Below are 14793 nucleotides of genomic sequence, written 5' to 3' on the forward strand. Positions count from 1 at the left end.
TCGTCGATACTGCCGCGACGGCTCGCGGACTTACGCCTAAGTGAGGGTTCCGGATCGGACCGTAAAACGTTTCAAGTCGTGCCATCAGGCAATGCCGCAGCGCGGCTGCCTCAATAAAATCTTCCAAATGCATTTCATTCGTCATGCAATCGCCCTTCCATTCAGGCAGATAAGCATTCGACTGAAAGCATCGGATAACAACGGCCTCAAACCGATCGAGCCTACTGACGCTTCCTGAAGAGAACCTTAGCTCGCTTCGAATGAAAGCGCATCACTGCCTCACGTCGAGGATTGAATCATTACAACGCGTTACGGCATATCGCCGCGATGATTCATCGCGCCGTCAACACGCTAGTGTCGGCGATGAATATGACAAACAAGGACGCGCAAGCTATCTGGCATCGAGCGATGCGTCGCTTACCACCCCGGCCCCTTGTCCTGGCAGGCCAGCAGGCATCCCAGGGCCGAAATGGTCCCCGCCACGCCAATGCCCGTACCCAACGCGATATTTTCAAGCGTCGTCGAACACCCCTGAAGCCCCATCGCGAGAGCCAGCGCGAGGCCCAACACCGAGCGATTCAACGCGCGCCGAAATGCAGAGCTTTCTTTTGACATGTTCCGATCTCCGTCCCGATACGATCTGTTACCTGTTAGCAGGTCGAGAGCATAGCGATCAGACGGGGATATGATGCCGGGAGCTACAGGCCGCAAATGGATATCCTTACAAGCTATTTCACGCGGCGTGTTTTATTGTTTTTGAATGAGAAAAGTTGTTATTTAGAATCGGGCGGAACAGGCCCGATCCTTGATACATCGACATCCGTACCCGCATACGGAATGCCGCGAAACTACATTACCAGCTATCAAGGCTTTCTCGCCGTCAACCAGGCGATGCGCGAGGCGCCAGGTTGTTTCCCACTTTCAAACATTGCACGCATGCGCACTTCCAGATAATCACGCTCCTCGCGCGTGAATCGGGTTTGAAGGATGGTTTCGAGGTCAGGCGAAAGCGGATGAGGCGCCATGCGAAGAAAGGTCTCCCACGGGACGCAGTCTGCGGTTTTCACGTCGATATGCAATTCGAGGTGGATATCGGTAAATCCCGCGTCGATCGCAAAGCGAACCAGATCGCGTTCGCCGTAATTCGTGATCGGCAGCGCCCGGACTTGTTCCTCGGTATCGGGAAACTGAGCCGCGCGGCAGCGTAGCAACAGCGGAAAAAACGGATCGCTGTTGTCGATCGAACCGGAATCGATCAGTTGCCTGAGCATGCAGACCTCAAGTGCTTCGTCGCGCAGGATCGGCTCGGCGATCGCAAAGCGGCCGCCCGGCTTCAGCACGCGGAACACTTCGCGCATGGCAGCAGGCTTATCGTCCACATAGGCGAGGACCGCGCGCATGGTCAGCGCGTCGGCGGCGTTGTCGGCGATACCGTCCAGTCTTTGCGCAGCGCAGTGCAAATACGTGCATTGCCCGCTCACGCCGCTAGCCTGCGCCCTTGCTTGCGCGTGCTGAAGCAGGCGGGCGGACACATCGGTCATGATCACGCGGATAGACGCGCCGATCCGCTCGATCGCTCGCAGGCCCACAAGGCCATCGCCGGTCCCGACATCCACGAGCGTCATGCCAGCGCGCAGGCCCGCGAAATCCAGCACGCGGTCGGCGTAGCGGGTTATCTCGACACCGACCTCGCGCTCGCAGTGGCCATCCGCTCCGTGGCGTTGCTCGAGAATCCATCTCGACCAGTTGTCGTGACTGGCATCGCTTGTGGGCTGCAGCAAAATGAGGGCTCCGAATCAGTATGGGCGCCGCGATGCTACAAGCCCGCACCTGAAGAAGACCTTAAAGCAGGGTATGCATGGACTGTCTTCAATCGAACCTCAAACGAAAGCCTCCGGCAAGTTCGCCATCGAGCGCAATACAGTCGTTTCGATGACGGCTATTTTTCCGCCGTTTTCCATCGCTTACGAAATTCACCCGCGACCCCGCCATTCGTAACGCGCGATGACGAAAACCGGCGCTTGTAACGCGCCAAAACCTTTCAATTACCCAACGTTTCGAAATTAGCGCGCGATTTGGTTAGACTGCAAGTCTTAGCCTTCGCAGCCTGGCGCGCGCCGGGTTCGGGCGGCGGCTGCACACAACAACCAAAGAGAATTCGTATGCGAACCGACGACAACCGGCACGGTGCCACGCTGGCCCGTTTGCCGCGTGCCCCCCACGGCCCCAGCCGGTGTGCCGATGCGCGCACCGCCCAACGCTCTGGCAAGCCTGGCCTCGTCGGCCGCATCGGGAGACCCGCATGAGCGACACGCCCAATCGCCCCGCCCCCGCTTCCCCCACGCCTCCCGCTGCGCCACCGCGCAAGCATCGCGGACGCTGGATCGTGCTCGTACTGATCCTGCTGGCGCTGATCGCCCTCGTGGTCGTCCACGTGCTGCGGGGCAAAAAACCCGCGCGCGGTGCGGCCCCTCAGGTGGTGACGGTGGCGCCGGCCACGCTGGGCTCGATGCCGGTCACGCTCGACGCGCTCGGCACCGTCACGCCGACCGCCACCGTTACCGTGCTGCCGCAATTGAGCGGCTATCTCACCGAAGTGGGCTATCGCGAAGGCCAGGACGTCGTCAAAGGCCAGTTCCTCGCCCAGATCGATCCGCGCCAGTACGAAATCAGCAAGGAGCAGGCCGAAGCGCAGCTCGCCAAGGACCGCGCCTCGCTCGCCCAGGCGCGCGCCGACCTCGATCGTTACACGCAGCTCAACGAGAAGAAGTCGATCGCCGAACAAACGTATTCCGACCAGAAGTTCCTCGTCGCCCAGGACGAGGCGGCCGTGAAGTCCGACCTCGCCACCATCAAGCAATACGAGCTCGATCTGATCTACTGCCACATCACCGCGCCGGTGTCGGGCCGCGTGGGCCTGCGACTGGTCGACCCGGGCAATTACGTAACGGCGTCCAGTTCCACGGGTATCGCCGTCATCACGACGATGAAGCCCACCACCGTGCAGTTCACGGTGCCGCAGAACTCGCTGTCTAGCGTGTTGCAGCGCGTCAACGCGGGGGCGAAGTTGCCGATCACCATCTTCAACAGCGAGAACACCAAACAACTGGCGACGGGCACGCTCTACGCCATCAGCAACCAGATGGCGACAGCCACCGGCACGGTCACGCTGCGCGCGAGCGTCCCCAACGACGACGAAGCCCTGTTCCCCAACGAGTTCGTCAACGTGCGCCTGCTCGTCGACACGATGCAGAACTCGGTGCTCGTGCCCACACCCGCCGTGCAATCGGGCGCGCCGGGCGACTACGTGTACCTCGTCAACGCCAACAACACCGTCTCGGTCCATAAGGTCACGCTCGGCCCGAGCGACGGCCAGCATACCGTCATCACGGCCGGGCTCACCGCCGGGCAGCAAGTGGTGACCGACGGTCTGGACCGCCTCAACGACGGCACGAAAATCCAGCCCTCGACCGGCAAACCCGGCTCGGCGCATGGCGCGAGCGCGGCGCGCATGGGCAACGCCTCGCACGCGCATGCGAACGCCGCTGCGTCGACTGGTTCGGCTGCATCGGCCACGCCTGCGGCTTCGGGCGCCTCCGCGGCCGAGACGGCCGACGCCGCCTCCCAGGCCTCCTGACCTGCCGTTTCCGCGCCGATGAATATTTCGCGTCTTTTCATTCTGCGGCCCGTCGCGACATCGTTGCTGATGATCGCGATGGTGCTGATCGGCCTCGTGGCGATGAAGTTCCTGCCGGTCTCGTCGCTGCCCGCAGTCGATTACCCGACCATCCAGGTCCAGACCTTCTATCCGGGCGCGAGCCCGAGCGTCATGGCCACCACCGTGACGGCGCCGCTCGAAGTGCAGCTCGGCGAGATTCCGGGTCTGCAACAGATGATCTCCTATAGCTCCGAGGGCGCCTCGGTCATCACGCTGCAATTCGATCTCTCGCTGAATCTGGACGTGGCCGAGCAGAACGTGCAGCAGGCCATCAACGCCGCCAACAGCTACCTGCCGAGCGGTCTGCCTGCGCCGCCGACCTACGCCAAGGTCAACCCGGCCGACCAGCCGATCCTCACGCTCGCGATCACATCGAATTCGATGTCGCTCACGCAGTTGCAGGACGCGGCCAACAACCGCCTCGCCACCAAGATTTCCGAAGTGCCGGGCGTGGGTCTCGTGAGCACGGCGGGCGGCAATGTGCCGGCCGTGCGCGTGGAAGCCGATCCGCAAAAGCTCGCCGCCTATGGCCTGAATCTCGACGATCTGCGCACGCTGCTGGCCAACGTCAACGTGAGCGCGCCGAAGGGCAATTTCGACGGCCCCGAGCTTGACTACACGATCAACTCCAACGATCAGATTTCCGATCCCAAGGACTACGAAGATACGGTCATCGCCTATCAGAACGGCTCGCCGGTCTTCATGCGCGACGTCGCGCGCGTCTCCACGGCGGCGCAGGATGTCGAGCGCGGCGCGTGGTACAACAAGCAGCCCGCGATCGTGCTCAACGTGCAGCGCCAGCCCGGCGCGAACGTGATCGCCACGGTCAACCAGATCATGCGCCAGTTGCCGCAGCTCGAAGCCACGCTGCCGGCCGGCATGAAGGTGACGGTGGTCTCGAACAGCGTGGGCGTGATCCAGGCCTCCGTGCATGACGCCGCATTCGAACTCGTGCTCGCCGTCGCGCTGGTGGTGGCAGTGATCTTCGTGTTCCTGCGCAACCTGCCTGCCACCATCATCCCGAGCATCTCGGTGCCGGTCTCGCTGATCGGCACGCTCGCCGTGATGTACGAGCTGGGCTACTCGATCGACAATCTCTCGCTGATGGCCTTGATCATCGCCACGGGCTTCGTGGTGGACGACTCCATCGTGATGATCGAGAACGTCGTGCGCTATCTGGAGGAAGGCGAAAAGCCCTTGCAGGCAGCGCTAAAAGGCGCGGGGCAGATCGGCTTCACGATTCTGTCGCTGACGATTTCGCTGATTGCCGTGCTGATTCCCCTGCTCTTCATGGGCGGCGTAATCGGCCGTCTGTTCAGCGAATTCGCCGTCACGCTCGCGGTCACGATCGTGCTGTCCGCCGTGGTCTCGCTGACCGTCGTGCCGATGATGTGCGCGCGTATCCTGCGCGCCCAGGCCGAACGCCATCCGAGCCGTTTCGAACGCATCAGCGAAGGTCTGTTCGACAAGACGCTCAACGCCTACGAACGCGGCCTGCGCTGGGTGCTCGATCACCAGGTGCTCACGCTCATCGTGTTCGTGGTGACCGTCGCGCTCACGGGCCTGTTGTACGTCGTGATCCCCAAGGGCCTCTTCCCCGTGCAGGACGTAGGCGTGATCCAGGCGATCAGCGTGGCCGACAACTCGGTCTCGTACCAGGCGATGGTGCGCCGCCAGTCGGCATTGGCCGAGGAAATCCTCAAAGATCCCGATGTGGTGTCGCTCACCTCGTACGTGGGCATCGACGGCATCAACAACACGCTCAACAACGGCCGCTTCCTGATCAACCTGAAGCCGCACGACGACCGCTCCGGCAGCGCCGAGGAAATCGCGCGGCGCATCCAGCAGTCGGTGGCGAAGGTGGCGGGCATTCGTCTGTATCTACAGCCCGAACAGGATCTGACGCTCGACACCACGGTCTCGCCCAACCAGTACAACTTCGTGCTGCGCGGCCCGAACCAGCAGGCGTTCAATCAGTACGTGCCCGCGCTCATCGACAAGATGAAGCAGATTCCGTCGATCACCGACGTCACGAGCGATCTGAACACCGACGGCCTGTCCGTCGATGTCCAGGTGAACCGCCAGCTCGCGGCGCGCTACGGCATCACGGCGGCGACCATCGACAACGCGCTCTACGACGCCCTGGGCCAGCGCATCGTCTCGACCATCTTCCAGCAGTCGGACCAGTACCGCGTGATCCTGGTCGCGAAGCCGGAGTCGCTGCCCACGGTCGATTCGATCGGCGACATCTATCTGCCAAGCCAGACCGCAACCTCGGGCCAGGTGCCGCTCAAAGGCATCGCGACGATCCGCATCACGCGCTCGCCGCTGACGATCAGCCACCTTGCGCAGTTCCCGTCGGTCACGATCTCGTTCAATCTCGCCGATGGCGCATCGCTCTCCGCCGCCGTGCGCGACGTGCGCAAGGCCGAAGCCGCCGTCAACCTGCCGCCTTCGATCACCTCGTCGTTCCAGGGCGCGGCGCAGGCCTTCGAGGACTCGCTCTCCTCCGAGGTCTATCTGCTGATTGCCGCGCTGGTAGCCGTCTATATCGTGCTGGGCGTGCTCTACGAGAGCTACGTGCATCCGGTGACGATTCTCTCGACGCTGCCCTCGGCGGGGATTGGCGCGCTGCTCGCGCTGATGATCGCGGGCAAGGACCTGGACGTGATCGGCATCATCGGCATCGTGCTGCTGATCGGCATCGTCAAAAAGAACGCCATCATGATGGTGGACTTCGCGCTCGAGGCCGAACGCGTGCACGGCAAGCCGCCGCGCGAGGCGATCTTCGAAGCTTCCCTGCTACGCTTCCGCCCGATCCTGATGACCACACTCGCGGCCATGCTCGGCGCGCTGCCGATGCTGCTCGGCACCGGCACGGGTTCGGAACTGCGCCGCCCGCTCGGCCTCGCGATCATTGGCGGCCTCACGGTTTCGCAGTTGCTCACGCTCTTCACGACGCCCGTGATTTATCTGTACTTCGACCGCCTGGCGATCCGCTTCGGCCGCAAGAACAAGCCTGAAGACGATGGCGATGCCGATGCGAGCGGCACGGGCCCGACCAACGGCGGCGATGAGCCGCGCAACCCCGCGCCCGAGGGCACGCCGTGAATCTCTCGGCGCTCTTCATCCGCCGCCCGGTCGCCACTTCGCTGCTGGCGATCGCGATCCTGCTGGCTGGCGCGCTGGCGTTCTTCCGGCTGCCGGTTGCGCCGCTGCCCAACATCGCCTATCCGGTGATCGTGGTGCAGGCCAACATGGCGGGCGCGAGCCCGGACACGATGGCCTCCACCGTGGCCGAACCACTGGAGCGACGCCTGGGCACCATCGCCGACGTGAGCCAGCTCACCTCGATCAACAACGTGGGAACCTCGACGATCGTGATCGTGTTCGGCCTCAATCGCGACATCAACGGCGCCGCGCGCGACGTGGAAGCCGCGATCCAGGCCGCGCGCGCCGACCTGCCCACCACGCTGCGCAGCAACCCCACGTACCGCCAGTACAACCCCGCGAGCGCGCCGATCATGGTGCTCGCGCTCACCTCGGACACGCTCACCAAGGCGCAGCTCTACGACTCCGCCGATTCCGTGATCATGCAGCAGCTCTCGCAGGTGGACGGCGTGGGCCAGATCACGCTGGGCGGCGGCGCGCTGCCCTCCGTGCGCGTGGAGCTGGAGCCGGGCAAGCTCAATAGCTACGGCATCGGCATGGAGGACGTGCGCGCGGCCATCGGCGCAGCCAATGCCGACAGCGCCAAAGGCCATCTCGACCAGGGCGACCAGCGCTTCGTGGTGACCTCGAACGACCAGATCAGCAGCGCCGCGCCCTATCGCGACGTGGTGATCGCCTATCGCGACGGCGCGCCGGTTTATCTGCGCGACGTGGGCACGGTGCGCGACTCCAACGAAAACATCCGCAACGCCGGTCTCTACAACGGCAAGTCGGCCGTGCTCGTGATCGTCTATCCGATGCCCGGCAGCAACGTCGTGAAGACCGTGCAGCAGATCCAGGCGCGCCTGCCCAATATCGAGGCCGCCCTGCCCGCCACCATCAAGGTGAACGTGGCCGTCGACCGCTCGGAGTCGGTGCGCGCTTCGGTGGCCGATACGGAGCGCACGCTCTTTATCGCCGTGCTGCTCGTGATCGGCGTGGTGTTCGTGTTCCTGCTCTCGCCGCGCGCCACGCTGATTCCGGCCGTGGCGCTGCCGCTCTCGATCGTCGGCACTTTCGGGCCGATGTACCTGCTCGGCTACAGCATCGACAATCTCTCGCTGATGGCGCTCACCATCGGCACCGGCTTCGTGGTGGACGACGCCGTGGTGGTGCTCGAAAACATCGTGCGGCATATGGAAGCCGGGCTCGATCCCAAGGAAGCCGCATTGCGCGGCGCGGGCGAAGTGGGCTTCACGGTGCTGTCGATGAGCCTGTCGCTGATCGCCGTGTTCCTGCCGATCCTGCTGATGCCGGGCATCGTCGGCCTGCTGTTCCACGAGTTCGCGATGACGCTCTCGATCGCCATCGTGATCTCGCTGATCGTCTCGCTCACGGTCACGCCCACGATGTGCGCCTATGTGCTCAAGCGCGAACGTGAACAGCACCAGCCTTCACGCGTGGCCGCGTGGATCGATGCGCAGTTCGAGCGCTTCAAGCAGTTCTATTCGCGCACGCTCGACGCCGTGCTCGATCATGCGCTGCTGGTGATCGGGCTGCTGGTCGCGCTGCTGGTCGCCAACGTGTTCCTTGCGCGCCTGCTGCCCGGCACCTTCTTCCCCGAGCAGGACACGGGCATCCTGATCGGCCAGATCATCGCCGACCAGAGCATCTCGTTTACGGCGATGGAGAAAAAGCTCGCGCAGTTGCAGGACATCGTGCAGAAAGACCCGGCCGTGGCTTCGGTGGCGGGCTTCACGGGCGGACGCGCACTCAACACCGCTAACGTCTTTATCGAATTGAAGCCGCTCGCGCAGCGCAAGCTGTCCGCCACGGAGGTCGTGAACCGTCTGCGGCCGAAGCTCAACGCGGTGTCGGGCGCGCGTCTTTTCCTGGTGCCGCAACAGGACCTGCAGATCGGCGGGCGACAGTCAGCGGCCGAGTATCAGTACACGCTCACCAGCGACGACGCCGACGCGCTATTCGAATGGACACCTAAGCTTGTCGATGCGCTGAACAAGTATCACGGCACGCTCACCGACGTGAACTCGGACTTGCAGCAAAACGGCCTGCAAGCCTATGTGACGGTGAACCGCGCGACCGCCAAACGCTATGGCTTCGACCCGAACCAGGTCGACAGCGTGCTGTACGACGCCTTTGGCCAGCGCACGGTATCGACCATCTACAACCCCATCAACCAGTACTTCGTGGTGATGGAAGTGGCGCCGCAATACTGGCAGTATCCGCAGTCGTTCAGCCGTATCTGGATGAGCACGGCGGCGGGCAATGCGAGCGGTTCGGCGTCCACGCAGATGTCGAGCAGCACGGTCTCGGGGGTCACCGCCTACACGGCGGAAAGCACCTCCTCCACGAGCTCGAGCAACACCAACTCGCGCAACGCGAACGCGGTGGCCAACCAGCAGAACAACTCGATCTCCAACAGCAAGGGCGGCAGTTCGAGCGGTAGCGCGGACAGTACCGCCGCCGAAACCATGGTGCCGGTCGACGCATTGATGACCTGGACCACGGGCCACACGGCCACCCAGGTCAATCACCAGAGCGGCGAAGTGGCGGGCACGATCTCGTTCAACCTGCCCCAGGGCGGCTCGCTCTCGGAGGCGAGCAAGATCATCGAGCAGGCGCAGCTCGACATCGGCATGCCCGCCTCGATCCACGGCGCCTTCGCAGGCGCGGCGCAAGCCTACGCGCAATCGATGGGCACGGTGCCGCTCCTGATTCTGGCGGCGCTGGTCGTGGTGTATATCGTGCTGGGCGTACTCTACGAGAACACCATCCACCCGCTGACGATTCTCTCGACGTTGCCTTCGGCGGGCATCGGCGCGATTCTTGCGATGCTGATCTTCGGCACGCCGTTTTCGGTGATCGCGATGATCGGCATCATCCTGCTGATCGGTATCGTCAAGAAGAACGGCATCATGATGGTGGACGTCGCGATCCAGTTGCAGCGCAACGAAGGCCGCAACGCGCGCGATGCGATCCACGAAGCCGCCGTGGTGCGGCTGCGCCCGATCATGATGACGACGTTTGCCGCGGTGCTGGGCGCCGTGCCGCTCGCGATCGGCATTGGCCAGGGCGCGTCGCTGCGTCAGCCGCTGGGCGTGACCGTGATGGGTGGCCTGCTCCTGAGCCAGGTCTTTACGCTGTACACCACGCCCGTGATTTATCTGTTCCTCGACCGCCTGCGCGCGCGCCTCGCACGCTGGGCTGCACGCCTGCCCTGGAACCGCCAGGCCGATGAGAGCGCATCATGAAGACGATTCACCCGTTCGAACCCGCCAATGCCATGAAAGCCCGTCCCGCGCTGCGTCCTGTGCGCCTGCTGCCGCTCGGCCTCGCCTTGTTGCTGGGCGGCTGCATGGTCGGTCCCGACTATCACCGCCCGCAGGTGGCCGTGCCCACACAATGGAAGGAGCTGCCCGGCTGGACCCAGGCCGATCCGTCCGCGGCCGCCGGCCCCAAAGGGGACTGGTGGACTGCCTTCCAGGACCCGTTGCTCGACGAGCTCGAACCGCTTGTTCCGGTCGCCAACCAGACCGTCGCGCAAAGCTACGCGAACTATCAGGAAGCGCTGGCTGAAGTGCGCGTGGCGCGCGCAAGCCTGTTTCCGACGGTGGGCCTGACCGGGTCCGCCACGCGCGAGCGCTCCGCCACCGGCACGATCAGCAGCGTGAGCAGCGTCTCGAACAGCAGCGGCGCGCGCATCGTCAACGCGGGCACGCTCGAAGCGAACGTGAGCTGGACGATCGACTTCTGGGGGCAAGTGCGCCGCCAGATCGAAGAGCAGTCGGCTACGGCGCAAGCGAGCGAAGCCACGCTCGCGAATGCCCAGTTGTCCGAACAGATTGCGCTCGCCAATGACGTGATCGATCTACGCGTGACCGATGCCGATATCGACCTGCTCACGCAAACCGTCGAGGCGTACAAGAACTCGCTGCGCGTGGTGAGCAACCAGGACACGGCGGGCACCGTCGCGCCGTCCGACCTCATCACGGCGCGCACGCAACTGGAGAACGCGCAGGCAAGCCTGATCGCGCTGGGCGTCGCGCGCGCGCAGTACGAACACGCGATCGCCGTGCTGGTTGGGCGCAACCCCGAGGACATGACGATTCCGCACAATGGCAAGTTGCCGATCCTGCCGACGATTCCGGCCGGCGTGCCCTCGACCATCCTGCAACGTCGGCCCGACATCGCCACGGCGGAACGCCAGATGGCCTCCGCGAACGCGGCGATTGGCGTGGCCGTTTCCGCTTACTACCCGACGATCTCGCTCTCGGCGCTCGATGGTTTCACCCAGGCGCCGCTCGCGGGGCTGCTGCATATCAGTAACTATGTGTGGTCGCTCGGCGCGAGCGCCACCGAGACGATCTTCGACGGCGGCGAGCGCAGCGCCGAAGTTGCGGCGGCGCGCGCGACTTACGATGCGTCGGTGGCGAACTATCGCGGCACCGTGCTGAGCGCGTTCCAGAGCGTGGAGAACGATCTTTCGGGTCTGCGCATTCTGGCGCAGCAAAGCGACGCGCTGGATGCGGCCGTGCGCGATTCGATTCGCGGCGCGCAGATCGCGCAGAACGAGTACGAGGCCGGCACAGTTGATTACACGACGGTCGCCACTGCGCAGGCCACTCAGTTGAGTACGCAACAAAGTGCGCTGACGGTGCAGCAATCGCGGTTGCTGGATGCGGCGGCGTTGATCGGCGATCTGGGTGGCGGGTGGACCGGCGTGCTGCACGATGCGAGTCATCCGCAGAAGGTAAGTGTTGATCCGGGGGGCAATGCGGGTGCTAACGCGAACACTAACACCAACCCGGCCGTGACTACGCCGTGAGTCGTGTTCTGGCATCTTTCCGATCAGTGCAGCGTGCTCGTGTCAGGCGCTGGCTTCGAGGGCGACGCCCGGATCGGATCGGGTATCTCCAGCGCGGTCAGCCGTGGTACGTCCACAGTGGGATCGGCCAGCACGACCAGGTTACTCACGTACACCACACAATTCGGCACAGGTCCCACCAGCCTGCGCATCAGTGTTGCCGGTACGATGGCCACCGTAGGTTTACAACCATGCTGCTTCTCAAACGCCAGAAGCATGGGGCCAAGCTCTCGCCACAACTCTTCGAGTACGTCAATGTTCATCGGTTACGGCTCCTTCTTCATGTTTCGCACCAGTTGATCGACATACAGTTCCGGCTCGAACCGCATGCCCACAACCGGCTCGTCGTTGGGCGACTCACCCAGCCAAGAGGTCCAGCCGAGTTGCTGGTTGTCCCCCAGTTCCACGGGCGTCGCCTGATTCGGCTTGATCCGTAGTTCCAGCTCCCACCCGAACTCCAGCCCCAGATACGCCCGCACCATCGCCACGAGTCGCAACAGGTCCTCGCCACGCGGTGTAAAGCGGTGGTACGTATCGATGTCGAGCGGCCCGAGAATCAGGCACAGGCGTTGTGTCATGCAGGGTACGTATTCGCCCAGCATCGCCCCGCCACCCAGGGTCATATGTTCTTCACCCGAGCGGCATTGAAGTTCCGGTGGCAGTTCGACCCAGTACATCCGGGGTTCTTCCATTTCCACGGGCACGTCAAAATGATGGCCGATCCACTGGCACAGCCCGGAAGAATTGCGGCGCTCGTTTAACAGGAGAGGGGACGCAGCCAGGCGCGCGTGCGCGGGCAGTGCCACGGTGCGGTCCCGCCGTGGCGACACGCCAGTCATGCAGCCGAACATGAACGAAAAATGGTCACGATCCGGACGGTCAAGACTCACCACGGCCTGCGCGTTCGCCCAGGCGCGGAACAGGATCGTCAACGAACGGTGATGGAAGATATCAAGAAAACTGGACAGCGTGGTATCGCCGCGTAACTCTTCACGCTCACGCGCAATCTCCGTGATGTGGATGGGCAGCGGGCCATTCGGGCCAAGCATTCCCTGACTGTAGATCCGCATGTGCACTTTGCCGTCCTTGACCGAGGCTTCAGCAACCTCGCTGGGCGCGAAAATCAGGGTGGGCTTCTGGCCGACGCGAAATGTTTCGTTCTGCGGACGCAGCGCCGTGCCAACGAGATCGATGGCAGGATTGGCGTTGAGGCGGCGCAGGAGTGAGAAGAATCCATGATTCCACGGCTTGTCCACCAGATCATCAATCAGTTGTACCGACATTCCAATATTGCGTGCTGCACGTTCCACAAACACACCTCGCAGAAAAGGGGCCGCGTACCCACGCGGCCCGCCTGGTCACGTGATGCTAGAGATCAGACTGCACCCGCACGTGGCGTGGTGGCCATGACGCGCGACGGGTACGCCGTGATCCTTGAATTTTTGATCGCCCTCTGTAATGACATTTGGGCTTGTGTCAGGATGCTGCGGACACGTCACCTGGTCACCAAGGCGAGCAACAGATATCCCTCGGAACTTCATCCACTGCGATCCAGTGATAACCTCACCGCCGTGATCTGTTGTATCACCAAGACGAATTACATCCTTCATTTACCGCCCTCACTCGTACTTTGTGAATTTACTGAACCTCGATTCGGCTGTGGGTCTATTTCGATGGAATCCAATACTTCTTCAATGGACCTAGCTTCGCTCAAATCACCACCAGAAATTTCGCGGTGTAGAATATCGAAAAATTTGGTTACTGTGTTTATTTTTAACACCACCGGCACATCCCCATCAGCGTTATGCCAAATAGCATTAAAACTATACGGCCCCATGCGCGCGCCTCCAAGATGAGGCATAACTGGCCCATCTATTCTGACACCCCAACCGACATCGGAAACAGAAAATGTTTTCTCTATAAATTTTTCAAAAAAAGGACGAGCATTTAAAATTGGAACAATATCTGATGAAAAACTTACAGAACCGTCCGCGATGCAATTAATCGCATAAAAAGACAATGAAAATACAGCAAAAAAAACAACAACCATCTTCCTCATATCTACCCCCCAATATACTTAACACGACGCTGAGTTCCGTTTATTTCCCCCTGAATCCAAGCCTGCTTTACTGCGTTTCCTGCTCCCAAGAAATTATCAACATGATGACCGACAATAGCACTGCCGCGATCATCAGCATACCTATCCCCAACACCATCTATTTGAACATGGGATCGCGGCGGTATAACATTCCGATCCACTGCAATTGAATGATTTTCCGTTACTGGACCAAAGGCACCAAGAACACTGTCCGAGTATGCGAAATTAACCTGAGAAGGGTTTTGAATGTAATCACGATTTCCATTGCTATTTAAAACCCATGTAGTATTCATAGAAACGAATCTAACATATCTTCCATTCAACGCCTTACCTGTACCCTGCATGATTACACCAGTGGCCTTGTAAAGAAAATTCCACCTATGCTGACTACTCAATCCATTGCCATTTGCCAACTGGCCACTAAAATCCTCTTCATTACAGACATGGTATCCGGTGATAAGAAATGTCCCTTCATACCATGCGTCTTTGAGGCTAATAGACAGATGCTCTGCGGTAATGTCAGAATTTTCAACCCAAAGATAAAGATCGCCCGAACTTCGACTCTCAAGCGTAATAATTGCAGTTCCATCAGCCCCACTCGATACAACATCAGGCAGTATTACGTCTCCTCCACGATTACTTTTAATCTTCACAGATTTACCTGAGACCGCACCACCATCCGCCACCTGCGTGAGCGTAATCTTTATTTTATATTGATAAAGTATTCTGCCATTCTGCACATGAGACGCAGAAGGAATTATAGGTAAATTATCACCAAACAGATTTAATTGAATATCCCATCTCAAGGCAATATCTGCCACGGGAACCACGACATTCGACGCTGGGTGCGGGTTGGAAACAGCCGAACCAACCGAAGTAGATAAAGGGGAAGCCTGGGCAGTAGGCGTACTGACCGGTGTTACTTCCGTATCACTCATGGAA

General features: G+C 61.4%; 11 protein-coding genes. 4 read left to right on the top strand and 7 right to left on the bottom strand.

Annotated features, from left to right (window positions below):
• Nucleotides 1-417: 417 nt before the first annotated feature.
• The gene (locus tag U5782_RS30950; protein ID WP_322047680.1) at nt 418-615 is read right to left on the bottom strand and encodes a hypothetical protein; all 198 of its coding nucleotides are present in this window, start codon (nt 613-615) and stop codon (nt 418-420) included.
• Nucleotides 616-863: 248 nt separating this feature from the next.
• Nucleotides 864-1781, bottom strand: coding sequence for a class I SAM-dependent methyltransferase (locus U5782_RS30955; RefSeq protein ID WP_415914437.1), 918 nt, complete (start codon nt 1779-1781; stop codon nt 864-866).
• Nucleotides 1782-2302: 521 nt separating this feature from the next.
• Between U5782_RS30955 and U5782_RS30960 the strand changes: the two genes are divergently transcribed.
• The 4 genes from U5782_RS30960 to U5782_RS30975 are packed head-to-tail and all read left to right on the top strand — an operon-like array spanning nt 2303 to nt 11714.
• Nucleotides 2303-3637 (top strand): efflux RND transporter periplasmic adaptor subunit, encoded by a 1335-nt coding sequence (locus U5782_RS30960; protein WP_322047681.1) that lies wholly within the window; start codon nt 2303-2305, stop codon nt 3635-3637.
• Nucleotides 3638-3655: 18 nt separating this feature from the next.
• A complete protein-coding gene (locus U5782_RS30965) occupies nt 3656-6829 on the top strand; it encodes an efflux RND transporter permease subunit (RefSeq protein WP_322047682.1) in 3174 nt (1057 codons plus the stop codon).
• Nucleotides 6826-10140, top strand: a complete 3315-nt coding sequence (locus tag U5782_RS30970) for an efflux RND transporter permease subunit (RefSeq protein ID WP_322047683.1) — start codon at nt 6826-6828, stop codon at nt 10138-10140. Before U5782_RS30965 ends, U5782_RS30970 begins: the two co-directional genes overlap by 4 nt.
• 32 nt (nt 10141-10172) lie before the next feature.
• The gene (locus U5782_RS30975) at nt 10173-11714 is read left to right on the top strand and encodes an efflux transporter outer membrane subunit (protein ID WP_322047786.1); all 1542 of its coding nucleotides are present in this window, start codon (nt 10173-10175) and stop codon (nt 11712-11714) included.
• A 23-nt stretch (nt 11715-11737) separates the two neighbouring features.
• On the opposite strand, the gene U5782_RS30980 is transcribed toward U5782_RS30975, so the two are convergent.
• The 5 genes from U5782_RS30980 to U5782_RS31000 all read right to left on the bottom strand — a co-directional run bounded on the left by U5782_RS30980 (nt 11738) and on the right by U5782_RS31000 (nt 14789).
• The gene (locus U5782_RS30980; RefSeq protein ID WP_322047684.1) at nt 11738-12016 is read right to left on the bottom strand and encodes a hypothetical protein; all 279 of its coding nucleotides are present in this window, start codon (nt 12014-12016) and stop codon (nt 11738-11740) included.
• Between the two features lie 3 nt (nt 12017-12019).
• Nucleotides 12020-13036: a type VI secretion system baseplate subunit TssG gene (gene tssG / locus U5782_RS30985; RefSeq protein ID WP_322047685.1), complete on the bottom strand. Its 1017-nt coding sequence runs from the start codon at nt 13034-13036 to the stop codon at nt 12020-12022.
• A 75-nt stretch (nt 13037-13111) separates the two neighbouring features.
• Nucleotides 13112-13363 (bottom strand): PAAR domain-containing protein, encoded by a 252-nt coding sequence (locus tag U5782_RS30990; RefSeq protein WP_322047686.1) that lies wholly within the window; start codon nt 13361-13363, stop codon nt 13112-13114.
• The gene (locus tag U5782_RS30995; protein ID WP_322047687.1) at nt 13360-13812 is read right to left on the bottom strand and encodes a hypothetical protein; all 453 of its coding nucleotides are present in this window, start codon (nt 13810-13812) and stop codon (nt 13360-13362) included. The genes U5782_RS30990 and U5782_RS30995 overlap by 4 nt, the downstream gene beginning before the upstream one ends.
• A gap of 2 nt (nt 13813-13814) precedes the next feature.
• The gene (locus U5782_RS31000) at nt 13815-14789 is read right to left on the bottom strand and encodes a 3D domain-containing protein (protein WP_322047688.1); all 975 of its coding nucleotides are present in this window, start codon (nt 14787-14789) and stop codon (nt 13815-13817) included.
• Nucleotides 14790-14793: the final 4 nt, after the last annotated feature.

Source organism: Paraburkholderia sp. J67 (assembly GCF_905220265.1).
GTDB lineage: Bacteria > Pseudomonadota > Gammaproteobacteria > Burkholderiales > Burkholderiaceae > Paraburkholderia.

Coding starts and splice junctions, on each gene's coding strand:
- U5782_RS30950 (WP_322047680.1), bottom strand. CDS start 615: ATGTCAAAAGAAAGCTCTGCATTTCGGCGCGCGTTGAATCGCTCGGTG.
- U5782_RS30960 (WP_322047681.1), top strand. CDS start 2,303: ATGAGCGACACGCCCAATCGCCCCGCCCCCGCTTCCCCCACGCCTCCC.
- U5782_RS30965 (WP_322047682.1), top strand. CDS start 3,656: ATGAATATTTCGCGTCTTTTCATTCTGCGGCCCGTCGCGACATCGTTG.
- U5782_RS30975 (WP_322047786.1), top strand. CDS start 10,173: ATGAAAGCCCGTCCCGCGCTGCGTCCTGTGCGCCTGCTGCCGCTCGGC.
- U5782_RS30980 (WP_322047684.1), bottom strand. CDS start 12,016: ATGAACATTGACGTACTCGAAGAGTTGTGGCGAGAGCTTGGCCCCATG.
- tssG (WP_322047685.1), bottom strand. CDS start 13,036: ATGTCGGTACAACTGATTGATGATCTGGTGGACAAGCCGTGGAATCAT.
- U5782_RS30990 (WP_322047686.1), bottom strand. CDS start 13,363: ATGAAGGATGTAATTCGTCTTGGTGATACAACAGATCACGGCGGTGAG.
- U5782_RS30995 (WP_322047687.1), bottom strand. CDS start 13,812: ATGAGGAAGATGGTTGTTGTTTTTTTTGCTGTATTTTCATTGTCTTTT.
- U5782_RS31000 (WP_322047688.1), bottom strand. CDS start 14,789: ATGAGTGATACGGAAGTAACACCGGTCAGTACGCCTACTGCCCAGGCT.